At 65.8% G+C, this 23,353-nt stretch carries 27 protein-coding genes; 6 read left to right on the top strand and 21 right to left on the bottom strand.

Annotation, left to right across the window (positions count from 1 at the left end):
- Positions 1 to 10: 10 nt before the first annotated feature.
- The 16 genes from CH305_RS12505 to dacB form a co-directional block, all read right to left on the bottom strand.
- Positions 11 to 580 carry a cysteine dioxygenase family protein gene (locus tag CH305_RS12505; RefSeq protein WP_094703872.1) on the bottom strand — a complete coding sequence of 190 codons (570 nt, stop codon included), beginning with the start codon at positions 578 to 580 and terminating at the stop codon, positions 11 to 13.
- A 135-nt stretch (positions 581 to 715) separates the two neighbouring features.
- Positions 716 to 1,516 carry a type III pantothenate kinase gene (locus CH305_RS12500; RefSeq protein ID WP_032403767.1) on the bottom strand — a complete coding sequence of 267 codons (801 nt, stop codon included), beginning with the start codon at positions 1,514 to 1,516 and terminating at the stop codon, positions 716 to 718.
- 4 nt (positions 1,517 to 1,520) lie between these two features.
- Positions 1,521 to 1,952, bottom strand: coding sequence for an aspartate 1-decarboxylase (panD, locus tag CH305_RS12495; RefSeq protein ID WP_032403785.1), 432 nt, complete (start codon positions 1,950 to 1,952; stop codon positions 1,521 to 1,523).
- A 4-nt stretch (positions 1,953 to 1,956) separates the two neighbouring features.
- Positions 1,957 to 2,865 (bottom strand): pantoate--beta-alanine ligase, encoded by a 909-nt coding sequence (gene panC, locus CH305_RS12490; protein WP_032403766.1) that lies wholly within the window; start codon positions 2,863 to 2,865, stop codon positions 1,957 to 1,959.
- Complete coding sequence (locus CH305_RS12485; RefSeq protein ID WP_032380129.1) at positions 2,862 to 3,776, bottom strand: Rossmann-like and DUF2520 domain-containing protein; 915 nt, start codon at positions 3,774 to 3,776, stop codon at positions 2,862 to 2,864. Before CH305_RS12485 ends, panC begins: the two co-directional genes overlap by 4 nt.
- Before the next feature lie 114 nt (positions 3,777 to 3,890).
- Positions 3,891 to 5,222, bottom strand: a complete 1,332-nt coding sequence (locus tag CH305_RS12480) for a DUF6779 domain-containing protein (RefSeq protein WP_179278276.1) — start codon at positions 5,220 to 5,222, stop codon at positions 3,891 to 3,893.
- Positions 5,223 to 5,312: 90 nt separating this feature from the next.
- On the bottom strand, positions 5,313 to 5,783 hold the full coding sequence (locus CH305_RS12475) for a DUF3180 domain-containing protein (protein ID WP_032403783.1): 471 nt from the start codon (positions 5,781 to 5,783) through the stop codon (positions 5,313 to 5,315).
- On the bottom strand, positions 5,780 to 6,289 hold the full coding sequence (folK, locus tag CH305_RS12470; RefSeq protein ID WP_094703871.1) for a 2-amino-4-hydroxy-6-hydroxymethyldihydropteridine diphosphokinase: 510 nt from the start codon (positions 6,287 to 6,289) through the stop codon (positions 5,780 to 5,782). The genes CH305_RS12475 and folK overlap by 4 nt, the downstream gene beginning before the upstream one ends.
- Positions 6,286 to 6,690 (bottom strand): dihydroneopterin aldolase, encoded by a 405-nt coding sequence (folB, locus tag CH305_RS12465; RefSeq protein ID WP_052058247.1) that lies wholly within the window; start codon positions 6,688 to 6,690, stop codon positions 6,286 to 6,288. The genes folK and folB overlap by 4 nt, the downstream gene beginning before the upstream one ends.
- Positions 6,687 to 7,535, bottom strand: a complete 849-nt coding sequence (gene folP, locus CH305_RS12460) for a dihydropteroate synthase (protein WP_179278275.1) — start codon at positions 7,533 to 7,535, stop codon at positions 6,687 to 6,689. Before folP ends, folB begins: the two co-directional genes overlap by 4 nt.
- Positions 7,536 to 7,554: 19 nt before the next feature.
- Entirely contained in the window at positions 7,555 to 8,223 is a 669-nt protein-coding gene (gene folE, locus CH305_RS12455) for a GTP cyclohydrolase I FolE (RefSeq protein ID WP_032403781.1), read from the bottom strand.
- 149 nt (positions 8,224 to 8,372) lie between these two features.
- A complete protein-coding gene (gene ftsH / locus CH305_RS12450) occupies positions 8,373 to 11,231 on the bottom strand; it encodes an ATP-dependent zinc metalloprotease FtsH (RefSeq protein WP_094703870.1) in 2,859 nt (952 codons plus the stop codon).
- A 303-nt stretch (positions 11,232 to 11,534) separates the two neighbouring features.
- Positions 11,535 to 12,086 carry a hypoxanthine phosphoribosyltransferase gene (hpt, locus tag CH305_RS12445; protein WP_032380712.1) on the bottom strand — a complete coding sequence of 184 codons (552 nt, stop codon included), beginning with the start codon at positions 12,084 to 12,086 and terminating at the stop codon, positions 11,535 to 11,537.
- 11 nt (positions 12,087 to 12,097) lie between these two features.
- The gene (gene tilS / locus CH305_RS12440; protein ID WP_256983714.1) at positions 12,098 to 13,084 is read right to left on the bottom strand and encodes a tRNA lysidine(34) synthetase TilS; all 987 of its coding nucleotides are present in this window, start codon (positions 13,082 to 13,084) and stop codon (positions 12,098 to 12,100) included.
- Positions 13,085 to 13,089: 5 nt separating this feature from the next.
- Complete coding sequence (locus CH305_RS12435) at positions 13,090 to 14,181, bottom strand: zinc-dependent metalloprotease (RefSeq protein ID WP_179278274.1); 1,092 nt, start codon at positions 14,179 to 14,181, stop codon at positions 13,090 to 13,092.
- The gene (gene dacB, locus CH305_RS12430) at positions 14,172 to 15,575 is read right to left on the bottom strand and encodes a D-alanyl-D-alanine carboxypeptidase/D-alanyl-D-alanine-endopeptidase (protein WP_032403761.1); all 1,404 of its coding nucleotides are present in this window, start codon (positions 15,573 to 15,575) and stop codon (positions 14,172 to 14,174) included. Before dacB ends, CH305_RS12435 begins: the two co-directional genes overlap by 10 nt.
- Positions 15,576 to 15,717: 142 nt before the next feature.
- On the opposite strand from dacB, the gene CH305_RS12425 reads away from it, so the two are divergent.
- Together CH305_RS12425 and CH305_RS12420 are read left to right on the top strand one after the other, a co-directional pair.
- On the top strand, positions 15,718 to 16,209 hold the full coding sequence (locus tag CH305_RS12425; RefSeq protein WP_032380124.1) for an inorganic diphosphatase: 492 nt from the start codon (positions 15,718 to 15,720) through the stop codon (positions 16,207 to 16,209).
- A gap of 63 nt (positions 16,210 to 16,272) precedes the next feature.
- Complete coding sequence (locus CH305_RS12420; RefSeq protein WP_032380123.1) at positions 16,273 to 16,731, top strand: PAS domain-containing protein; 459 nt, start codon at positions 16,273 to 16,275, stop codon at positions 16,729 to 16,731.
- A gap of 38 nt (positions 16,732 to 16,769) precedes the next feature.
- Here the strand turns inward: CH305_RS12420 and CH305_RS12415 are convergent, their stop codons facing one another.
- From CH305_RS12415 to CH305_RS12405, 3 genes are all read right to left on the bottom strand, one after another.
- On the bottom strand, positions 16,770 to 17,846 hold the full coding sequence (locus tag CH305_RS12415; protein WP_052077691.1) for a GGDEF domain-containing protein: 1,077 nt from the start codon (positions 17,844 to 17,846) through the stop codon (positions 16,770 to 16,772).
- 126 nt (positions 17,847 to 17,972) lie between these two features.
- Positions 17,973 to 18,437: a MarR family winged helix-turn-helix transcriptional regulator gene (locus CH305_RS12410; protein ID WP_032403760.1), complete on the bottom strand. Its 465-nt coding sequence runs from the start codon at positions 18,435 to 18,437 to the stop codon at positions 17,973 to 17,975.
- 1 nt (position 18,438) lies between these two features.
- The gene (locus CH305_RS12405) at positions 18,439 to 19,266 is read right to left on the bottom strand and encodes a crotonase/enoyl-CoA hydratase family protein (protein ID WP_032380121.1); all 828 of its coding nucleotides are present in this window, start codon (positions 19,264 to 19,266) and stop codon (positions 18,439 to 18,441) included.
- 119 nt (positions 19,267 to 19,385) lie between these two features.
- Between CH305_RS12405 and CH305_RS12400 the strand changes: the two genes are divergently transcribed.
- On the top strand, positions 19,386 to 19,883 hold the full coding sequence (locus CH305_RS12400) for a 2-oxo-4-hydroxy-4-carboxy-5-ureidoimidazoline decarboxylase (protein ID WP_094703867.1): 498 nt from the start codon (positions 19,386 to 19,388) through the stop codon (positions 19,881 to 19,883).
- A gap of 6 nt (positions 19,884 to 19,889) precedes the next feature.
- Here CH305_RS12400 and CH305_RS12395 read toward each other — a convergent pair whose 3' ends face one another.
- Positions 19,890 to 20,114: a DUF6480 family protein gene (locus CH305_RS12395; RefSeq protein WP_032380119.1), complete on the bottom strand. Its 225-nt coding sequence runs from the start codon at positions 20,112 to 20,114 to the stop codon at positions 19,890 to 19,892.
- Between the two features lie 28 nt (positions 20,115 to 20,142).
- Positions 20,143 to 20,787, bottom strand: coding sequence for a TetR/AcrR family transcriptional regulator (locus CH305_RS12390; protein ID WP_094703866.1), 645 nt, complete (start codon positions 20,785 to 20,787; stop codon positions 20,143 to 20,145).
- An 86-nt stretch (positions 20,788 to 20,873) separates the two neighbouring features.
- Here CH305_RS12390 and CH305_RS12385 point away from each other — a divergent pair, with 86 nt between their 5' ends.
- Genes CH305_RS12385 through CH305_RS12375 form a run of 3 tightly spaced genes read left to right on the top strand, consistent with a single transcriptional unit; the run spans position 20,874 to position 23,349 of the window.
- Positions 20,874 to 21,878 carry a hypothetical protein gene (locus CH305_RS12385; protein ID WP_094703865.1) on the top strand — a complete coding sequence of 335 codons (1,005 nt, stop codon included), beginning with the start codon at positions 20,874 to 20,876 and terminating at the stop codon, positions 21,876 to 21,878.
- Between the two features lie 4 nt (positions 21,879 to 21,882).
- A complete protein-coding gene (gene alc / locus CH305_RS12380) occupies positions 21,883 to 22,848 on the top strand; it encodes an allantoicase (RefSeq protein WP_032403757.1) in 966 nt (321 codons plus the stop codon).
- 27 nt (positions 22,849 to 22,875) lie between these two features.
- Positions 22,876 to 23,349, top strand: a complete 474-nt coding sequence (locus tag CH305_RS12375; protein ID WP_094703864.1) for a YbaK/EbsC family protein — start codon at positions 22,876 to 22,878, stop codon at positions 23,347 to 23,349.
- The last annotated feature ends 4 nt before the right edge of the window (positions 23,350 to 23,353 follow it).

The following is a 23,353-nucleotide window of genomic DNA, read 5'->3' as shown; positions in this document are numbered from 1 at the left end:
GTGTGGATGGTCATCGTGTGGCCTTCTCGGGTTCGTCGGTGAGCTCGCTGCGGGTGCGGCGCAGAGTCGCGCGCTCTGTCACTTCGTAGTAGGACATCGCCGTCAGTGGCGGTGAGTATGCGTGCACGCTGAGAGTGGGCCCGGTCGTGGTAGACGCCGGATCGTGCATCACGTCGTGCACCCATCCCAGCGGGAAGGCCGCCTGATCTCCAGCGTCGAGATGACGCTCCTTCAGTTCGGTTCCTGCCCAACGATATTCGAGCAGGGACCCACTCAGGACGGTCAGTGCACCGAGCGATCCGGCGTGATCGTGCAGTTCGGTGGATCGCTCGGGAACCCAGCTGATCAACCAGAGGTCCAGATCGTCGTCGGAGTGCAGTCGAGTGGCCCAGCGCTCGTCGGTAGGCCACAGCCCACCGCCGGGCAGCAGGTGGTCGAAACGACCTTCGAGGACGTCCGATGCGCCTTGGTCGGTGATCCGCAGCAGGTCGGGAGGACGCAGCCGCGTCGGCAACGTCGAGACCGATCGCGAGGACAATGCGGGTCGGGAGGGTGCAGAAAATACAGGTGTGGAAAGCATGAAGCTCTACTCCAGGGGTGTGTGACGAACGAGGCAGCGGTCAGCCTCGACAACACTCCTGGGTGGCCATGCACGTCATCACGCCGACGATTCTGACACACGAACGCCCGATGCGCTACCCACTCACCGAAACATTCAGCGCGGACGCCGTTTTGCCATGTTTCGTTCGTAGACCAGTCGCAGCCCTTCGAGCGTCAGGTCCGGTTCGTGGTGCTCGATGGTGGTCGACTCGGGCAGGATCAGCGCCGCGATGTCTCCGGTGCCGATGACCGCGACGTCCGTACCGGTAACCTCCGGCACCTCGCGCCTGATCCGTCCGACGAGACCGTCCACCAGGCCCGCGAACCCGAAGATGGTGCCCGACTGGATGCATTCTACGGTGTTCTTGCCCAGCACCGACCGCGGTCGGATCATCTCCACCTCGCGCAGCGTGGCGGTGCGGGTCGACATCGCCCACGCCGACATTTCGAGTCCGGGCGCAATGGCACCGCCGAGGAATTCCCCTTTGGCGGATACTACGTCGACGCAGGTGGTGGTCCCGAAATCCACCACGATGCACGCCGAGTCGTACAGATCATGCGCGGCAAGGGTATTGACGATCCGATCGGCTCCGACTTCTTTCGGGTTGTCCACCAGCAGCGGAACGCCGGTCCGGACGCCGGGTTCGACGACCACGTGCACCACATGATCCCAGTAGCGCGTGAGCATGGTGCGCATCTCTCGAAGCACCGACGGCACCGTCGACAGCGCGGTGATGCCGGTGATCTGTTCCGAATCGGCTCCGAGCAACCCACGCAACATCAACGCCAGCTCGTCGGCCGTCACATGAGGGTCGGTTCGAATGCGCCAGTCCCGCAGCAGCTTCGAGTGATCACCGGTGCCGGTGAACAGCCCGACCACGGTGCTGGTGTTGCGCACATCGATCGCGAGGAGCATCGAATCAGACCAGCACGGAATCGGCCCGGAGATCGCGCGGCGTGATCAGACCCGAGCCCGCAGGCGCATGAGCCGGGTCGCTGCCGAGTTCGACCGGCCGGTTCTTCTCGTCGACGAACACGACCCGAGGCGCGTAGTCGGCGACTTCCTGCTCGTTCATCACTCCGTAGGCGATCAGAATGACCAGGTCACCTGGGTTCACCAAATGCGCTGCAGCTCCGTTGATTCCGATGACTCCGCTGCCGCGTTCACCGGTGATCACATAGGTTTCCAGCCGAGCCCCGTTGTCGATATCGACGATGGTGACCTGCTCGCCTTCGAGCAGATCGGCGGCCTCCATCAGATCCTCATCGACAGTCACCGAGCCCACGTAGTGCAGGTCTGCATGCGTGACGGTGGCGCGATGGATCTTGGACTTCATCATGGTACGAAACATCGTGTCACTCTCCACTTTTCGGATCGTCAGGGTACTCCAAAAACCCGGTGCCGACTGCGACACCGACGTTGTCGATCAATCTCGTGGTACCGACCTTGGCCGCCACGAGCAGTCTGCCGTCTCCACGTTCGGGAGCCGGCCCGAGATGCGGGTCTCGTACCTCGAGGTAATCGACCTGAACCAGCGGTGCCTCGTCCAGAACGGCACGCGCAGTGGCGATGATGGCCTCGGTGCCGCCTGCCGCAGCGTGTGCCCCGGCCACCAGCGCGGCCGACAGCGCCATCGCCGCATCACGCTGCTCGGTATCGAGATACCGATTACGCGAGGACAGTGCAAGACCGTCCTGCTCGCGGACCGTCGGTACCCCGATGACGGCGACGTCGAAATTCAGATCTCGCACCATCTGCCGGATCAGAGTCAGCTGCTGGTAGTCCTTTTCCCCGAAGTACGCGCGATGGGGAGCCGCGATCTGCAACAGTTTGGCGACGACGGTGAGCATGCCCGCGAAATGCGTTGGCCTACTGCCGCCTTCGAGTTCTGCGCCGAGCGGTCCGGGATTGACGGTGGTGCGCGGTCCCGCCGGATACATGTCCGATACCGACGGCGCGAAGACCAGCTCGACGCCCTCCTCGCGGAGCAGCGCGACATCGGCGTCGAGGGTTCGTGGGTAGGCATCGAGATCCTCGCCGACCCCGAACTGAAGGGGGTTGACGAAGATCGACACGATGACCACCGCACCGGTGAGCTTGGCCTGACGCACCAATTGCAGGTGACCGGCGTGCAGCGCGCCCATGGTCGGCACCAGCGCGACCTGCTTCCCGACACCCCGTAGGGCCTTGGACACCGACGTGATCACCGCGGGATCGTGGTGAACTGTCAACTGCCCCTTGGTGTAGCTACCCGCGAGGGTCATTGCTTCCCTTCCAGAAGTTCGATCAGGTCTGCCCTGGCACCGATGCGCTGCGCGGAACGAAGAGACAGCGCCCGATACCCGGCAGCGATGCGAGGATCGACGGTCCCCAGCACGTCGAGGTGCTTACCGACGGCGGCGGTATCGCCTCGGGCCACCGGGCCGGTGAGCGCCGATTGCCCGTTGCGCAGTGCATTGTCCAGCGCCGCTTCGAGCAATGGAGCCAGAACACGCTCGGGCACACCACGTTCGGCGTCGGAACCAGGAAAACCTGGTCCGGCCAACGCAACTCGAAGCGCTTCGACCGCGTCGACCACAAGGGTGACGAGGTGATTGCTACCGTGCGCGAGCGCAGCGTGGTAGAGCGCCCGATTGTTCTCGGCCACATGCACCGGCTCGCCGCCGATCTCGAGCACCAGAGCCTGCGCGACGGCGTATCCGATCTCGTCACTCGCGGTGATCCCGAAACACGCCGCCGTCATCCGGTCCGTGTCCTCGGCTCTGCCGCTGAACGTCATGGCCGGATGGATCGCGAGAGGCACGGCACCGAGGGCGGCCAGTGGTTCGAGGACCGAGACGCCGTTCGCACCGGAGGTGTGCACCACCAATTTGCCGGGCGCCACCGCTCCCGTTGCTGCCAGTCCGGCAACGATCGATGCCAGTTCACTGTCCGGCACAGCAAGAATGAGCAGTTCTGCGCGGCGAGCGACGTCGTCGACCGGCAGAACCTGCGACTCCGGCAAACGGTCGCGCACCCGAGCGAGCGACGCGTCCGACACAGCGGCAGCACCGACGACAACGTGTCCGACGCGTTCGAGCGCCTCACCGAATGCAGTACCTACCCGCCCGGCCGAGACGACACCCACCGTCAATCGAGCTGGAGACAGACCACCAGTGAACCCTGATGAGGTCACCGAAAACTTCCTCTCGTTCGTTCCAGTCCCGCTCGGCGGGTACCAGACGTCCTGCAGGGAACAATAGCGACAGCGGCACCGACGGTGCCATGGAAAACCAGTGTGATCTGGTTCTCAGTCTGCGCGACGGCGACGACGCCGCGTGCCTGCGTCGGTGGTCGTCGTGTCGGCCGAGTCGCCGCCGGCCAGACCGGCCATGATCTCGGCGACGGAACGGCCGTTCGAGTGTGCGCCGGTGGCATCCTCGTCGGTCGACTCTGCGCGCCTACGACCGCGCCGAGGCGAACTGGAAGTATCCACGGCCGAAGTCTCGTGGTCGCGATCGGCCGAGAAGAACGCATCCGCCGATTCACGCAACGCACTGCGGGACGCCGGGTAGGCGTCGCCGTCCTGGGCCGAGTCCGATCCGTACGCAGGACCGGAAACGTAGTCCGCTGCAGGCTCGGTCTCGGAATACTCGGGCTGATCAGGCTCGACGGGGGTCGAGAACTCGGGGGCCTGAACTTCAGGGGCCTGAAACTCGGGGGCCTGGTACTCCTCGGCCACGTCGTTCTCGGCCTCGTACGTTTCCGCGGCGGGCTGAGGTTCGTAGTCCTGCGCGTCCGGCTCCGCTGCCGGCGGACGCGTCTGCTCGAAGTTGTACGCCGTGAACGGCGAGCTGGGCGGAGTGACTCGCGCGGCCGGCCTCGGCGCGCCGTACGGACGCGGTCGCGCTGCTGGGCGCTCGAAAGCATCGACCTCGTCCACCGCTGTTGCCGTCGCGTCGTAGCTCGGCTCCTCGGTCTCGAACGAGTTCTCGGCGTACGAACCCTGCGCGGCGGTGGCCTGCGGCATCTCGTCCGGTCCTTCGGGGTACACCACCGACGTCTCGGCCGTGACCGGCTCGTCGTAGGGAGTTCCGACACCGTTGCTGTTCCCACCACCGGGGATGTACAAGCCGGACGGCGCAGGCTGGTAGCTGTCGTATCGCCGACCGCCGAGTTCCTGCATTCTCATCGCCTCGGCCCGCAACGCGACGCGTTCGGTCGGCAGATTGCCGTCGAACAGCACCTGCAGGTTCTGGCGGAGTGCGGCGAGTTCGTTGCGCAATGCTGCGACTTCGTCGATCTCCATTCGCGATTCGCTACGAACCCGGGCCTCGACGCTCATCTCGTACTCGCGTCGCGCCGAAATCTCACGGGCCAACTGCAACTCGTAGACCGTCTGCAGATCCTTGGCCTTGGTCTGGTCCGCAGCCGATTCCCGGCGGTACTTGGTCATTGCGAAAGCACCGATCACGGCAGCCCACAGCGCGGAGAGAACACCGACCCTCATCCACTGAACACTCTCGGTGAACAACAGGAACACACTGGCGACGATGCCGAACACGACGAGCGCCGCAAGAAACAGCTGGCTCGCACTACGCCTGTTTCGGCGCCCCTTCTTTGCGCGAGTCTGATCTGTCATGTTCACAAGGGTAACTGGCAACCCGTTCGCAAATAGTCATCCTCGGCCGATCGCTTACACAACCGAGGTAACAATCAAATGTTTCGTGCGTTACCGGGAACGCTCGTCGTCCCGATCTTTCGGGGTTCGGCAACACTGCTCGAGCCACACCGCTGCACCGACGACGGCCACTCCCGCAACCAGCGCCACCATCGCCCCGACCCGATCGGACGACGCGGCCCGCACCGTCGTGGCACGCGGCATCACATACACCAGAAATCCGACACACACCCCGACGACAGCCGTCCCCACCAGCATCGATGCCTTCGCCAGCACCAGTGCCCTGTACACCGTCAACGGATTCAGATCGTGCAGACCGGTGCCCACGCGGTGCTCCGCGATGCGATTGCGGACGATCACCGCGGTCACCACTTCCACCACCGCCACCAGATACAACGACGCCCCGGCGTACACCGGAATCGGCGGTAACGAACCGTAGAAAACCCGGACCAGCAGCCAGGTGCCGACCGAGGCGACCAGGAAAATACCCAAGACATCCCCGACCTTGGTGGGATTGGTCACCACAGGCGATCACCGATGCCGTCGAGACGTACGACTCCGGCACGCTCCTCCGCACTCAATCGCGACAGCAACTCGGTCACCGGCACATCCTCGTCACCGACGCGCAAGGTGGCGTCGGGTTCGACATCCAGCCACGGCAGCAGCACGAACGCCCGCTCGTGCGCGCGGGGATGCGGCAGTAGTAGTCGAGGGTCCTCGCTGATCACGTCGTCGCACACGATCACGTCGACGTCGAGGCTGCGTGGCCCCCATCGCTGTACGCGAACGCGATCCGCCGCTTCCTCGAGTTGCTGCCCCAGGCGCAACCAGTCCCAGGGGTCGTACGCGTCGTCCTCGGCCACCAGGGCCGCATTGAGAAAATCCTGCTGCTCGACGCCACCCCAGGGCGCAGATCGGTACACGGCCGAACAGGCCACCAGTCGCGATCCCAATTCTGTTGCCACAGAACGTAAGTGACCGAGCGAGTCGCCGATGTTACTGCCGATCGACAGCACCGCACGCGTCACGTCCGCTCCCGGTACGCCACCACGGCCACGTCCTCGAACGACAGTGGGATGGGGGCAGACGGCTTGTGCAGCACTACTTCCACCGCGTCGACGCGGGAATCGTATGCCAGCACCACCTCGGCGATCTCGGCCGAGACCGTCTCGATCAGGTCCCTGGAAGGTCCCGAGATCACGGCCGCGGCACGTTCGGCCAGTTCGCCGTAGTGCAGCGTCTCGGTCAGATCATCGGTCTCGGCTGCGGGACGAAGACTCATCCACACGGTGATGTCGACGACGAAGTCCTGACCGTCACGCTTCTCGAAGTCGAAGACTCCATGATTACCGCGGACCGTCAGGCCACGTAGTTCGATGCGGTCGCCGCGACGCGTTCCGAGACCGTCGCGGCCACTGCTCTCGCTCATGCCCGATCACCCTGCCATGCCTTGACGACGGCGACCGCGTCGAGTGACGCCTGGACGTCGTGCACCCGCACGCCCCAAGCGCCACCTGCGACAGCGAGTGCCGATACGACAGCCGTGGCGATCTCGCGTCCGTCCGGTGGTCGAGGCGAACCGTGTTCGTCGGCCAGAAGCGACCCGAGGAAGCGTTTGCGAGAAGCACCGACGAGTACCGGAAACCCGGCCGCCACCAGCTCGGGTAGGCCGCGAAGCAGTTGCCAGTTGTGCTGGGCGTTCTTGGCGAAGCCGAGGCCGGGGTCGAGCACGAGCGCCGATTCGTCGACGCCCGCGGCCATCGCACGATCGACCTGTTCCAGTAGTTCGCTGCGTACGTCGGCAACCACGTCGTCGTACCGGTCGGCCGGACCGGAGTGCCGATACTCGGACCCGGCGGCCCGCCAGTGCATCAGGATCCACGGCAACCCGCCGTCCGCGACCACCCCGGCCATGGCCGAATCGGCTCGTCCGCCCGATACGTCGTTCACTATCGACACGCCTGCCTCGATGGCGGCCTCGGCGACCGAGGCGCGCATCGTATCGACACTGGTCACCACGCCTTCTGCGGCCAGCGCAGCGATCACCGGCACCACACGCTCGGCCTCGAGAATCGGATCGATCCGGTCGGCCCCTGGACGCGTCGATTCACCACCGATGTCCACGACGTCGACTCCGCGGCGATGCATCGCCAACCCGTGCTCGACGGCGGCGTCGACGTCGAGGTACCGACCGCCGTCGGAGAAGGAATCGGCAGTGACGTTGAGAACGCCCATGACGACGGGGGCCGAGGGGATACTCCTCGCAAGACTCATCGGGTATCGACCGGTCGCGTCATTTCCGCAGAATCAGGTCCAGTGCTTCCGAACGCGATGCCGCGCTGGACTGCAGCAGACCGCGCACGGCCGAGGTGGTGGTGCTGGCTCCCGGCTTGCGAATTCCGCGCATCGCCATGCACAGGTGTTCGGCCTCGATGACGACGATCGCTCCGCGCGGGTCGAGCTTGCGCATCAGGGCGTCGGCGATCTGACTGGTCAGACGTTCCTGCACCTGAGGGCGCTTGGCGTACATGTCCACCACGCGCGCCAGTTTCGACAGGCCGGTGACCTTGCCGCTCTTGCCGGGGATGTATCCGACGTGTGCGACGCCATGGAACGAGACCAGGTGGTGCTCGCACGTGGAGTACATCGGGATGTCGCGGACGAGTACCAGTTCCTGATGACCCTCGTCGAACGTCGTGTTCAACGCCGTGTCCGGGTCGGTGTAGAGCCCGGCGAAGATTTCGCGGTAGGAACGCGCGACGCGGGCCGGGGTGTCGAGCAAGCCGGGGCGATCGGGATCCTCGCCGACGGCGATCAACAACTCACGTACTGCGGCCTCGGCGCGAGGCTGGTCGAAGACTGCCCCGGTGGCGTAGGCAACCGTCTGCTCGACCGCGCGCTGGTCGACTGCCGGGACTTCTGCCGAGTCGCTGGTCGACTCGTCGGTCCGATTGACTGACACGTGAACGTACCTCCGTTTGGGCTTCACGAATGTGACGGCTGGGCCCACCTGCAACGGTCCGAAGAGAACAATTGCGGATGAGCCCAACACAGTTCGAACGACGTGCTGGGCCGACCGTCACGATCGACCCAGCAAGCCTAATGACAGGCCTAGCGGTACGTACCCCCCGGCCCTTCCCAGCGGTGCGTCTGCGGACCTTCGTCGCCGTCGTCCTCGGCTCGCTCGTCGCGCCGCGAATCCTCGGACGAAGTGTCGCCGGAACGGTCGTCGCCGGGAAGCGGGTAGTTCTGCGACGGACCGGGCACCTGCCACGACGGGGCCGACGGCTCCTCGTGGGCGGAACCGTCCGGGTTCTCGCCGTACGGAGGCGCGTGTCGAGACGTCCGACCTTGATCCCGCGTATCCGGCCGGAACGGATCCGGCTGATACTGCGTCGGTTGGTACGCCTGTTGGCCGGTCGGCGGTTGGTACGACGGCGGCTGCTGATACGTCGGGTGCTGTCGGTAGGTCGGCTGGCCCTGAGGAGGCTCGTACCGATTCTGTTCCGGCCGATCCGATTCCGGCTGCTCACGACTCGGCTGGTTCTGGGCCGGTGGAGTGGTCGGGCCTTGGTAGCGCGGGACCGACGGCTGATCGCGCGGCGGCCAGCCCGGAGCAGACCATCCTGCCGGAGCGCCGTAATCGGGCCGTGAACCCGAGTTGGGGGCCGGCCGTGGTTCCGGTCTGCGATAGCCCTCGGAGTAGCCGCCCTCGTTGGGAGCACCACCGTTGGGAGCGCCACCGTAATTGCCGTTGGGGCCACCGCCGTTGTAGCCGCCACCATGCACCGGGCCGCCGTTGCTCGGGGCACCGTTGCTCGGAATCCCGTTGGTCGGGGCACCGTTGGTCGGGGCACCGTTCGTCGGGGCACCGTTCGTGGGAGCGCCGTTCGTCGGGGCACCGTTGACCGGGCCGCCGTTGTATCCGTTGCTTCCGTTCGGGTAGCCGCCCTTGCTCAGCTGCGGCGAACCGGAGTAGCTGGGCTGCGGAACCTGTTGCGGCGGAAGCTGTTTCGGAGCCGGCGGTACCGGAGGCCACGGCTCGCCGCGCTCGGCGGCGAGTTCGCGCGGAGTCTTCACCGGCGGCTTGTCCGAGGGCTTGCGGTCGCCGAAGTCGTTGAACAAGGTGATCCGTGGGCGCTTGGTGACGCTGTGGAAGATCTTCTCGAGGTCCTTGCGGGTGAGCGTCTCACGTTCGAGCAGCTCGGACGCGAGCGTGTCGAGCAGGTCGCGGTACTCGTTGAGGATGGCCCACGCTTCGGTGTGCGCAGCTTCGATGAGCTTGCGCACCTCCTCGTCGATCTCGCGGGCGACCTCGTGCGAGAAGTCGGACTGCTGGCCCATCGAACGGCCGAGGAACGGGTCGCCCTGTTCCTGCCCGTACCGAACGGCTCCGAGCTTGCTGCTCATGCCGTACTCGGTGACCATCGCGCGGGCGATCTTGGTGGCTTGGTCGATATCGGATGACGCACCGGTGGTCGGCTCGTGGAAGACGAGCTCCTCCGCCGCGCGGCCGCCCATGGCCATCACGAGACGAGCGATCATTTCCGACCGCGTCATCAGGCCCTTGTCGTCCTCGGGCACCGTCATCGCATGGCCGCCGGTACGACCGCGAGCGAGGATGGTGACCTTGTAGACCGGCTCGATATCGGGCATCGCCCACGCGGCGAGTGTGTGTCCACCCTCGTGGTACGCGGTGATCTTGCGCTCGTGCTCGCTGATGATGCGGCTCTTGCGACGCGGACCACCGACGACGCGGTCCACCGACTCCTCGAGGGAAGCCTCGGTGATGACGGTGCCGTTCTCACGCGCGGTGAGCAGCGCCGCTTCGTTGATGACGTTGGCCAGGTCTGCACCCGACATTCCGACGGTTCGCTTGGCGAGACCCTCGAGGTCGGCGTCCTGAGCAACGGGTTTGCCTGCCGAGTGCACCTTCAGGATTGCTCGACGGCCGGCCAGGTCGGGGGCACCGACCGGGATCTGCCGATCGAAGCGGCCCGGACGCAGCAGCGCGGGGTCGAGGATGTCGGGGCGGTTGGTCGCGGCGATGAGGATCACGCCGGTGCGCTCACCGAAGCCGTCCATCTCGACGAGCAACTGGTTGAGCGTCTGCTCGCGCTCGTCGTGCCCGCCGCCCATACCTGCACCGCGCTGGCGACCGACGGCGTCGATCTCGTCGACGAAGATGATGCAGGGGCTGTTCTGCTTGGCCTGTTCGAAGAGGTCGCGTACGCGGGATGCACCGACACCGACGAACATCTCGACGAAATCCGAGCCCGAGATGGTGAAGAACGGGACGCCCGCCTCGCCTGCGACGGCGCGTGCGAGCAGCGTCTTACCGGTTCCGGGAGGGCCGTAGAGCAGCACGCCGCGCGGAATCTTGGCACCGAGCGCTTGGTAGCGCGCCGGGTTCTGCAGGAAATCCTTGATCTCGTACAGCTCTTCGACAGCCTCGTCCGCACCTGCCACGTCGGCGAAGGTGGTCTTGGGCATGTCTTTCGTCAGCTGCTTGGCCTTGGACTTGCCGAAGCCCATGACTCCGCCGCGACCGCCACCCTGCATGCGGCTCATCACGAAGATGATCACGCCGAGGATCAGCACCATCGGAAGGATCAGCAGCAGGAAGGAGCTGAACCAGCTCTCCTGGGTGACGGTGGTGTTGTAGCTGTCGAGGCCCTGTGAGTCGACCTTGTCGAAGATCTGCTCGGACGCCGAGTCCGGGTACTTCGCGATGATCTTCGTCTCGTTGTCGGTGGCGTCGGAGGCCTCTTTGAGTGTCAGCCGAACTTGTTGCTCACGGTCGTCGATCTGCGCGGACTCGACGTTGCGATCATCGAGCTGGGCGATCGCCACCGAGGTGTCGACCGTCTTCCAGTCCCGCGTGTCGTTACCGAAGTAACTGAAGGCATAGATCACCAACAGAATGCCGAAAACGATGGCAAGATTTCGTATTACTGTCTTCCGATTCATACAGCTTCAGCCGACTCGGCCGTGTCCTTTCAGTCCGCTCCCGCGCGCTGGCTGCTCCCTGCCCGCCGGATACTCCAGGCTAGCGCGAGACTCGGACATCTGACTCGCTCATACCTGGCGCTCTGCGTCCACGCACCTGTTTGCGTCGACGCTTCTTCCCCTCCAACGACCGCACTCCCCCGGCAGTTCCCCACCTCTTCGGCACCCTATCCGCATCGATGGACCATTGCATACGTGTCGGCGCGGCAATGGTCCATTCACGCGGGGCGGTTCACGCGAACCGGGTGGACCGAACGACTCGGCTCAGCTGTAGACCTTGGGGTCCAGCAGACCGATGTACGGCAGATCTCGGTAGCGCTCGTTGTAGTCGAGGCCGTATCCCACGACGAACTCGTTGGGGATGTCGAAGCCCACGTTCGCGACTTCGACGTCGACCTTGATGGCGTCGGGCTTGCGCAGCAGCGTCACCACCGACAGCGAGGCAGGCGAGCGGGTCGCGAGGTTGCGCTTGAGCCAGCTCAGAGTCAGACCGGAGTCGATGATGTCCTCGACGATCAGCACGTGGCGTCCGGTGATGTCGCGGTCGAGGTCCTTGAGAATCCGGACGACGCCGGAGGACGACGTCGACGAGCCGTAGGAGCTGACCGCCATGAACTCGAGCTGCGCCGGGATGGGCAGCGCCCGGGCGAAGTCGGTCATGAACATGATCGCGCCCTTGAGGACGCCGACCAGGAGCAGGTCGCCTTCCGGGGAGCCTTCGGGATACCGCTTGGCGATCTCTTCTGCGAGTTCCGCAGTGCGCGCTTTGATCTGTTCCTCGGAAATGAGAACCGATTCGATGTCGCCCTCGTACACGGGGTTTCCCTTCATTCGTTCTCCAGGCCGACGCTCAGCCTGCCACGTCGACGCGAGCACACCAACCTGGCGTCGGGCGTTCCGCCTGGCAGGGCAACCCCGCCCTGGCCAGTCCACCGTACGACAAGGGCATCGACGGCTCGGAGCTGTCGATCGGTCGACGACGTCACTCCCCGGCCGAGCAACCATCGGCGCAGCACGCGGCGGCGTACTGCGGGGGCGAGCGTCTCGATCGCCGAGACCTCGATGTCCGGTCCGTCGGTGTCTGCAACGGACCCGGCAAGCGCGTCGAGCACGTCGCCGTCCTCACGCAACTGCTCGGCCGTCCGCGCGAGCGCAGCGGCGACGCCGCCGCCCAGCACGTCCTCGAGCAACGGCAACACCTCGTGGCGCAGCCGCACCCGAGTGAAATCGGTATCGGTGTTGTGCGGATCCTCGAACGGCTCGAGCCCCAGCTCGACGCACGCGGCCCGGGTGATCGCCCGCCTGACTCCGAGCAGCGGACGGCCCCACGGTGCGGCGAACGCCGTCATGCCAGCAATCGACCGCGGCCCCGATCCGCGGCCCAACCCGAGCAGCACCGTCTCGGCCTGATCGTCGAGAGTGTGCGCCACCAGCACCGACGCGTCGCCGCGGGCGAGATTCAACGCGTCGTACCTGGCTCTGCGGGCCGCTGCTTCCGTCCCTCCGGAACCGGTGACGTGCACCGGCAGAACCCGGGCATCGACCACACCCAACTCCAGCGCCCGCGCCGCCGCCGTCGCCGCGACCTCGGCCGAACCCTCCTGAAGACCGTGGTCGACGATCAGCGCACGCACGTTCGGGGCCTCGGCCGCGGTCGCGGCCGTCAAGGCGAGCGAATCCGCGCCACCGGACAAGGCAACGGCAACCGGACCGGGGTGCGCAACGAGCCACGCCCGCACCGCATGCCGAACCTCCAGCAGGGCAGGCCCCTCGGGCAATCTGGGTCGTTCCGCGGGCTCCACTCCCTCGGGCAAGAGCACTATCCCAGAACTCGCGCGATCCACGCGTCCGGGTTCTCGATCTCCGACAGCAGCGGCAGCGTGTCGGGGCCCGTCCACACGGTGTTGAAGCGCTCCATCCCCACCGCGGCGACGACGTGATCGACGAATGCCTTGCCGCGGACGTACTGCGCCATCTTAGCGTCCATCCCCAGCAATGCCCGGACGACGCGTTGGAGCGGGTTGACCTTGCGTCGTCGCCGTTGGTCGAATGCACCGCGAATCTGCGTCACGGTCGGCACGACGGCCGGCCCGACGGCGTCCATCACGTGGTCGGCGTGGCCTTCGAGCAGAGTACCGAGCACCAGGAGCCGATCGATGGCGTCGCGCTGCGGCTGGGGTTGGGTGGCGCGCAGCAGGCCGACGATGCCCGCGTCCTCCGATTTTGTGGTTCCGCTCGGATTCTTGCGGGCCTTCAACGCACCGGTCAACCGATTGGCGACGTCCGACAGTGGCTCGTCGGTGCCGTCGGAGAGCACCCCCACGTTCTCGCGCATGTAGCCGCCGAGCCACGGCGCGGAGGAGAACTGCACTCGGTGCGTCACTTCGTGCAGGCACACCCACAGGCGAAAGTCGCTGGGCGAGACGCGCAGTGCGCGTTCGACGGCAATCACGTTCGGTGCGACGAGCAGCAGCGTTCCGTTCTCCCCGGTGAACGGATCGTATTGTCCCAGAATGGCACTGGAGAGAAACGCCAGCATCGCGCCCGCCTGAAGTCCTGCGGGTCTTCCGCCGAGGAGCCCCGACGGTGGCGTGTCGTCGTCGTCCCCGGTGAGGTGCTTCATCGACGACGCGGCCGCGGCGATCCAGCCTGCTCGATCGACCACCTGGGCGTCGGGCACCGGGAGTCCGTCGGCCAGACCGGTGGTCTCGCGAACCGGTCCCTCGGCTCGAATCGACGCGGCGGCAAGCTCTTCCACGGCCGCATCGGCGGTGTAGCGCGAGGTGGCCGGACCCGGGCGGGCCAGCTTGGCCCCGGCCTTGGCGGCTACCGACCAATCGACCGCACCGGCGAACCCGGACGTGCTCTCGTTCTCGTCGGCACTTGCCGCTGATGCTGACTTCACTGGCATCCACACAATCTCAAGGTCGATGCCACGGCATCGAGGGCGGGGCGACTGACCTCGGGTGGCCGGTCGTTCGACATCAGCGCGAAGGTCAGCACACGGCCGTCGACATCGACGACGTATCCCGCGAGAGCGCTTGCATTGGAGAGGGTTCCGGTTTTGGCCCGCACCCAACCCGCTCCGGTTCGATCCCCCGAGGCATACCGATCCGACAGCGTTCCGGTGGCTCCGGCGACGGGCAGGTAGTCGAGCATCGGACGCAATGTCGGCTGTTCGGTTCCGGCGGCCGAGGTCAGCACCTGATCGAGCAGTCGGGCCGGGATCTTGCCGTCCACCGACAGCCCACTGGCATCCTCCAGGGCCAACCCGGCCATGTCGAAACCTGCCGTGTAGAGAGTCTGTCCGATGGCCGCCACCGCGCCGGAAAAGCTTGCTGCCGTGTTCATGTCGATCGACAGTTCGCGGCCGACCGCCTCGGCGAGGACGTTGTCGGAGCGATAGATCATCTGCTGCAAGCGGTTTCGCAACGGGGCGGACTGCACCGACGCCAGCTGGTCGGCGCCCTCGGCGGCCGTACCCGTCGTCACCGCCGCCGGATCGACGCCCAGTCCTGCCGCCAGTGCGCGGCCCGCGTCGAGCGCCGGAGTGGTGCTGCGGGGTGACTCGTCGACGAGCGGATCGGACCTTCCGCCGTCGAGCATGATCGGTTCGATCGGGGTGATGGAACCGGCGGCGATGTCGGCTGGAAACCAGCCCTGCGCCATGGTGTCGCCGGAGTAGATCGAGGTGTCGACGCTGATGCTGCGTACCGTCGTTCCGCTGCGGCGGATCTGCTCCACGAGATCGTCGATGCGGGCCGCACCTGGATAGAACCCGACGGTGCCGACCGGCAGTGCGGTGAGCGTGGGGTCTCCGCCCGCGATCAGCACGATGTTTCCTTCGCTGCTGCCCTGGACGACGCGAGTGGTGACGCGGTGGTCGGCCGGGAGCGCGAGCATCGCCGCGGCCGCGGTGAGCACCTTGGTCGTCGAGGCCGGAGTCATCGGTGCATCGGGGTTCCGGGACCACAGAACCTGGCCGGTCCGTGCGTCGGCGACGGTCCCGGTGAAGGTGCCGAGATCGGAATCGTCCACCACCCCGGCCAGTGCGCCGGCCAGTCCCGCCGAGCTGGGCGACGGGGCGGACTCGGGAAACGCAGTGATCTTCGGGTTCGGCAGCACGGTGTCGGGCGGCGGCGCGATCGCGGTCTCCGCGCCGTCGGACACCGACGGGAGCACGAGCGCCGCGGTGGTCACGGCGAGGATCACCACGAACACAGCGCACAGCGTCAGGATCAACCGCTTCTTCCTGCGCCGCCGGCCCGCTGTGGGACCGAGGAACCGCCGTGTCAGCCCCGCCACCGTTCCTCCGTCATTGCCGTGGTCGTACCCATGATCGTCCAGTCAACAGTATCCTCGGGTCCGGTAGCCTTGCGCCGCCACCATCGAGACATTCGCAACCGCTCGGGCCCCTGCGGCTCGACGAAGACAGTAAGGACTGCACGTGCCGTTCGACGTCACCATCGAGATCCCCAAGGGGCAGCGCAACAAGTACGAGGTCGACCACGTCACCGGACGTGTACGCCTCGACCGCTACCTCTACACCGCGATGGCGTATCCAGCCGATTACGGTTTCATCGAGAACACGCTCGGCGAGGACGGCGATCCGCTGGACGCACTGGTGCTGCTGCCCGAGTCGGTCTACCCGGGTGTCATCGTCGAGGCGCGGCCTGTCGCGATGTTCAAGATGGTCGACGAAGCGGGCGGCGACGACAAGGTGTTGTGCGTGCCTGCAGGTGACACCCGCTGGGATCACATCCAGGATCTGAGCGACGTATCGACGTTCGAACTCGACGCGATCAAGCATTTCTTCGTTCATTACAAGGATCTCGAACCCAACAAGCACGTCACCGGGGCAGACTGGGTGGGGCGCGCAGAGGCCGAGGCCGAAATCGCCGCATCGTTCAAGCGCTTGACGGACAATCCGGGTCACTGATCGTTTCGGCACTACACACTTCGTCTCGGCCGCGCGCCGGCGAAACACAGTTTGGGGAGACCTATGACCGACAGCAGTTCCAACGGCGCCGCCGGTGATCGGCGCAATCTCGACTCGCGGGCGATCTCGGATCCGACGCAGTTCCCCGATCTGCCGGTGACGGTCGTTCTCGACCGAATTCCGGTGCCGATCCTCGCTGTCGATCCCAGCGGTGCGATCGTGTTCGCAAACGAGGCCTTCGACGATCTGTTCGGTCTCGACCGCACCGAACGCGTGGACTTCCACCTGCACGACATCTTTCCCGACCGGGCACCGGAGGGGGTCAACGTCGCCGACATGTTCCTGACGACGGTGGCCACCCGCGCGGATTCGCTGTGGCGGATGACCGACAAGACCGGTGACGTCGTTCAGGTACGCGCCAGCAAGTCGATCCTGCGCCGCACCGAGGACACCATCGTTCTCGTCGCGCTCGAGGACTTCACGGACCAGTTGTGGAACGACCCCAAGAGCGCCTTGCGCTGATCGTTCTCCCCGAACGAATGACGGTGTGTGTCGGCTGATCAATCGCCGGCATACACCGTCGTTCTGTTTCCACCCGCGTGCTTGGACTCGTACATTGCCGTGTCGGCATCGAGCAGCACGTTGCGCACCAGCTCGGCTGCGGCGTACGAGGACACGGCCGCTCGCCACCGATCGGCATCGAGTACGGCGACACCGATGCTGACCGTGACCGGCACGTCGTCACTCGCATCGTGCACCGCCTCGCGAATATCGTCTGCGAGGTGGTCGGCCGAGTCGCCGCAGACCGGTGCCGCGATCGTGAACTCCTCGCCCCCGGTGCGCGCCACGCAGGGCCGTCCACCCGTCGCGGCGGTGAGGCGCCGGGCCGTTCGGCGTAGAACTCGGTCGCCCACGGCGTGACCGTAGGTGTCGTTGACCAGCTTGAACTGATCGAGATCGACCACCATCAGCGCCGCCGACTGCTCCTCGGTCAAACGGGCCATCATTCGGTCCAGCCGAAGTTCCAGGCCTCGCCTGTTGAGCAGGCCCGTCAGAGAGTCGGTATTGGCGAGGTCGAGCTGGCGCTGAATGACGGCTCTGAACGCCAGCACCGAGTTGACCACCAACACCGTCACCAGTGCCCGCGCGACGATCGACGCGGGATCGCCCGGCTGCTCGACGACGGCCAGCACGGCGAGCAGAAGAATCACGGCGTTGACGAATGCGGTGTGAAATTTGAGGACGTTGCGCCGGGAGAAGTAGGCGATGTAGGTGCCGATCACCGAGAACAGGGCTGCACCGTACAAAGCCAAGCTCCGGTCGGCAAAGGTGAGCAGCATGACCGCGACGCCCACGTCGGCGTAGATCACGAACCACCCGGGCATGTGCGACGCGTCGACCGAGCGCAGCCACCACCACGCTCCCACCGGCACGGTCGAGAGCAGCACGATCATGCAGATCACGACGGCCGTCGCGCCGACCGGGCCGTCGGCGGACAGCATGATGATCGAGCCGATCAACCCGAAGGACGGAACGAGAAATGCGATTCCTCTCGCAACGCGGCGTTCGAGCCGAACCGAACCCGATCCTGGTCCCCGGTCGGAGGACCGGGGAGGTCTGTCGTGATCGGTTGGCACCACATTCCCTCCGTCCGTTCGGGCAGTTCGAGCGTCCGGGTAAGGCATCGCCTGCGTCCCGATCGTCGCTGGGATCACGAGCACGGGACGAACTCGCGATCCGACGTTGTTCAGGTTCCTCGCGGCTCAGACGTTACCCGTGCGCTGATCGGGTAGGTCCGGCCTGACGGTTTCGTAATCGGTCAAGAATCGGTCCAACAGCCCGACCAGCGCCGATCTGTCGTCCCTGTCCCATTTCTCGATGACTCGCCCGAGCGCCTCGGTTCGGCGTTGCTGAATCGCCGCGGCAACTTCCTGGCCCGACTGCGTCACCGCGAGGACGAAGGCCCGACCGTCCCGTTCGTCGGGCAGCCGCTCGACGTGTCCCAGTTCGACGAGCTGAGCCACCTGCCTGCTCACCGTCGACGGATCCGAATTCACCATGGCGGCAAGCTCACTGGACCTCATGGGCCCGTCACGCAAGAGCCGGAACAGACAGACGTAGGCGGCACCCTCGACGCCACCCGACGACGAGATCTGCGCGATGTTGCGCTCGCGTAGACGCTGCAATCGAACCAGCTGGGTGCCCAACTCCTCGGCGAACTCGACCACGTCAGCTACCGGTGAACTGAGCCGGCCGCTTCTCGAACACGGAGGTGATCGCCTCGGTGAGATCGTGCGAGGCGAGGAAGGCGGCGTTCCAGGCCGCCACGTACCGCAGCGAGTCGTCGACGCTGGAGGACCGGGAGTGGTCCAGTACGGTCTTGATGCCCTGCACCACCAGTGGCGGATTGGCGGCGATGGCGGCCGCGCACTCACGGGCGGCGGCGAGGGTGGCATCGTGGTCCTCGAACACGTCGTTGACCAGGCCGATCTTCTCGGCGCGGGCCGCGTCGATGTCCTTGCCGGTCAACGCGAGCTCACGCAGGTGGCCGTCGCCGATGATCGCGGGGAGCCGGGCCAGAGAACCCATGTCGGCGACGATCGCGACCCGCACCTCGCGCACGCTGAACTTCGCGTCGGCGCTGGCGTATCGCACGTCGGCGGCGGTGATGAGGTCGACGCCACCGCCGATGCACCAGCCTTGGATCGCTGCAACGACGGGCTTGCGGCAGTCCGCGACGGCGTTGATCGCCTTCTGCATCGTTTTGATGGTGTCGTGGAAGGACGTTCGAGGACCGGCCAGCGCCTTGTCTGCCATGAGAGGACCGAACGTACCTGCCATCGCGGCCAGATCCAGTCCATAGGTGAAGTTCTTGCCGGAGCCGGCGAGCACCACTGCCCGAACCTCGGGATCGGCGTCGAGCTGCGCGAACAGCTCGGTGCTCTCGCTCCAGAAGTCGGGGCCCATTGCGTTGCCCTTGCCGGGCCCGAGAAGTGTCACTTGCGCGATGTGGTCCGCGATCTCGACCGAGAAGGCTTTCCAGGTACGTTCCGTCATGCGTGCGAGCCTAGCGGGATCGCCCGAGATTGCCGCACCGCATGTTACGGCGCGTAACGTCTGCGCTAAGTCCCTGCTCAGCTCTGGTACATCCGGCGCAGTCGGCCCACTATCGACACATGCTGATGCACCAGGGATTGGGACTTGAAACGTTCAACGACCTGCCGCGTCGCAAAGCGGTGCACGCACTGTACGAGTGCTGCTGCTCGGTGGCGTGGGCCTCACGGGTGGCCGACGGCCGCAGCTATCGCTCCCGCGCCGACCTGTTCTCCGCAGCCGATACCGAACTGGCCGAGTTGTCGGACCAGGACGTCGATTCGCTCGCCGCGAATCTTCCGGAGCCCGGCAAAGTATGCGCCGCCATGGACGCGAACACGCGAGGAGCGCTGGGAACCGCTGCTCGCGCCTACGGCGAGCGCTTCGGATTTCCGTACGTGGCCAGTGTGATGTTCGGACCCGAGGGGTTCGAGCCACGCGAGATCCTGGTGGATCTGGGACACAGACTCGACAACGACGACCGCACCGAGCGCAAGATCATGCGCAACGAGCTCGCGGAGATCAACCACATCCGACTGAACCGACTTCTCGGCCCCGAGGGTGGTTGGCCCCTGTTCTGAGCGAGATCAGCCGAACAGGCCGACGACGCGACCGATCAATCCACCGGCGATCAAAATGGCCAACAATGCGACCACGCAGATGATCACAATCGGCATCACTCGGCTGCGCTGCGGCGGTTCGTGGTTGGGTCCGCCGATACCTGTCTCGGCGGGCGGGGTGTCTCCTGGGGTGACGCCGCCACCCGCTTCGAGTCCTGCGGTGACGTCCGGATCCGGATTCTGAGCATTCATCTTGCGTGGTTACCCGGTGCGGTCGCCCTCAATCGAGATGTGCCCTAGCTATCGCTCCGGCGAACAATTCGGACACCGCGTCGGCGATGATTCCCTCGTCGATGTCCTCCGGATCCACCGAATGTTCGACGGCCAATCCGGAGATCAAGGCCGTCAGTGACGTCGCGACGCGTCGGGCATCGAACTTGTCGCCCACGCCCCACTGGTCCGCGCGTTCGGCGATGAGACGTTCGAGCTCACGCCGCAGCGCTCGACGGTCGGTGCGGTAACGATCGGCGACGGCCGGGTCGCGGCCGGCCAGGATGCCGAACTCGACGGTGAGCAGCGGCCAGCGGGGTTCGGCTACCACCCACGAGGCGATCTCGTTGCCGCCTGCTCCTGCTGCGGCACCGGAGTCCAGATCGGAGATGTGGGCCAGCACGCGGGCCGCGAGGTCGAGTGAGCGTTTGGCGAGCAACTCGGCGAACAGCGCCTGCTTGGACTCGAAGTTCGAGTACACGGCCCCCTTGGTGAAGCCGGCGCGGTCCGCAATGTCAACGAGTTTGGCTGCGGCATAACCACGTTCGGTGAACTCGTCGGCTGCGGCGGCGAGCAGTCGGTCTCGTACGTCGGCACGCTGCGGTCGTCGCTGCGACTGTGTCGACCCCCACTTTTCTTGCTCCTCGGCAATCACGATACCTAGAGTATTGAATACCTCGGGTATCGACAAGACTCACGGGAATCGACCCCGCAGATTTCACACCGTTCAGGAGTTCACCCATGCGCAAGATGTCATTGCTCGCCGCCGCAGTCCTGGTGCTACAGCTCGGCTTCATCCTCAGCTACGTCTCGGCGTTCCATCAGCCGACGCCGCACGCGATCCCGATCGCGGTGGTGACCGAAGCCGGCCTCCCGGAAGGACTCGATCAGCAGACCGCCGATCGTCTGGACGCCATCGACGGTGCGCCGCTCGACGCACGCACCGCGGTCGACACCGCCGAGGTTCGCTCGCTGCTCCGCGACCGCGACATCATCGGGGCCTATGTCGTCGGCGCGAACGGAACGGACACGCTCATCACTGCCAGTGCGGCAGGCAGTTCCGAGGCCACCGCGTTGCAATCGATCTTCACCGAAGTGGACGCCGCGCAGGGCCGTCAGTTCGTGGTTCGCGACGAGATCCCGGTCGGGGTCCACGACAACCGAGGGTTGTCCGGTTTCTACCTCTCGGCCGGCTGGGTCGTCGGCGGCTATCTGCTGGCCGCGGCATTCGGATTGCTGATCGGGGCACCGTCCTCGCGCCGCGAAACCTACATGCACGTCGGCATTCTCGCGGTGTACTCCCTCGCATCCGGAGCGTTCGGAGCTTTCCTCACCACCCACGTTCTGGAAACCTTTGCCGGCCACTGGTTCCCACTCACCCTGCTGGGTACCGGCGTGGTCTTCGCCACCGGACTGGTCACCATGGGCCTGCGCGCACTGATCGGCGTCGCTGCGGTGCCTGCCGCGATCGTGCTGTTCGTGATCCTCGGAAACCCCAGCGCAGGAGGAGCTTTCGGAGCCGATGTATTGCCGTCGTTCTACGCCTCGATCGGGCGCTGGATCACCCCGGGCATCGGCACCGAGGGCGTGCGGAGCATCGTGTACTTCTCCGGCACCGGGCTGGGGCAGCCGGCACTCGGACTTGCGCTCTACCTCCTGGCCGGTACGGCACTCCTTGGTACCGCGGCACTGCGGCGTCGGCGGGCACACAACCCGGTGAGCTCGCGCGAGACCAGTAAAGTGTGATCCCATGACTGCCACCTTCCCCCTGCCCCTGCCAGATCTCGCCGTCCGCACTCTCGGAGGCGCAGTGGTGTGGGCGAACGACGAGACGTTCGCGGAGAAGGAGAATCTCGTCAGTCCGGGCAAAGCCGACTATTCGACGGCGACGTTCGGGCACAAGGGTCAGATCTACGACGGCTGGGAGACGCGTCGGCGACGTGAGGCCGGATACGACGAGGCCATCGTGCGTCTCGGGGCACCCGGCGTCGTATCGGCGATCGTCGTCGACACCTCGTGGTTCACCGGCAACTATCCGCCGGAAATCTCGATCGAGGCCGCCGAGGTCGAGGGGTTTGCCTCCCCGGACGAGCTACGCACGCAGACCGAGTGGACCACCATCGTCGCCCGTAGTCCGGTCAACGGTGACAGCGAGAACAGATTCCAGGTCACCTCCGACGCTCGGTGGACGCACGTGAAGCTGTCGATCTATCCCGACGGCGGAGTTGCTCGCCTGCGAGTACTCGGCCGCGGCAAGCCCGACCCCAAGTTCCTCGCGGCCGGGCCGGTCGACCTGGCCGCACTCGAGAACGGTGCCTACGTCTCGGCATGCTCCAACATGTTCTACAGCTCCCCCAACAATCTGCTGTTCCCCGGCCCTCCGCGGTCGATGGGTGAGGGCTGGGAGACCTCGCGTCGACGCAACGATGCGAACGACTGGGTCCAGGTGCAGCTGGCGGGCACCGGACTCGTCCGCCTCGCCGAGCTCGACACCACGTGCTTCCTCGGCAATGCGCCGGGTGCCGCATCGTTGCGCGGCCGGCTCGGCGACGGCGAATGGATCGAGCTGTTGCCGCGAACGACGTTGCAGCCCGACACCCGGCATCGCTTCGTACTCGACCACGAGACTCCGGTCTCCGAGGTTCGAATGGACATCTTCCCCGACGGCGGCATGGCGCGATTGAGACTGTTCGGTGATCTGGACGCATCTGCGTAAACGGTCGCGGGGCAATAGGGTTGGGTCATGTCCCGGCTACTTCATCCGAATGCAGCCCATGTGGCCGACACTCTGATTTCACGTGGTCATCACGGAGTGGTGGTGAACAGTCCGGAGGGCACCCACACTGCCGCCGATGCCGCTGCGGCACTGGGTGTCGAGGTGGGTGCGATCGTGAAGTCGATGGTGTTTCTACTCGACGACGAGCCGGTGCTGTTGCTCGTGTCCGGAGCACACAATGTCCATCTCGGGCACACGGGTGAGCGTCTCGGTGGCAGGTTGGCACGGGCCGATCTCGACACGGCCAAACACGCGACCGGGCAGCCGATCGGTGGTATCGCACCGGTCGGCCACCCCACGAACCTGGACACCTTCGTCGACCAGGATCTGGCCGGTCACCCCGAGGTGTGGGCCGCGGCAGGCCACACCAACACGATCTTTCGGTCGACGTACACCGAGTTGTTGCGGATCACCGCGGGCTTGGCGATCGACGTCACCTGACCGT

Origin of the sequence: Rhodococcus sp. 15-649-2-2 (assembly GCF_002258645.1) — a bacterium.
In the GTDB taxonomy this organism is placed as follows: Bacteria; Actinomycetota; Actinomycetes; order Mycobacteriales; family Mycobacteriaceae; genus Rhodococcoides.
Note: the sequence above shows the minus strand (reverse complement) of the source record. Positions and strands in the feature narration are given on the sequence as shown.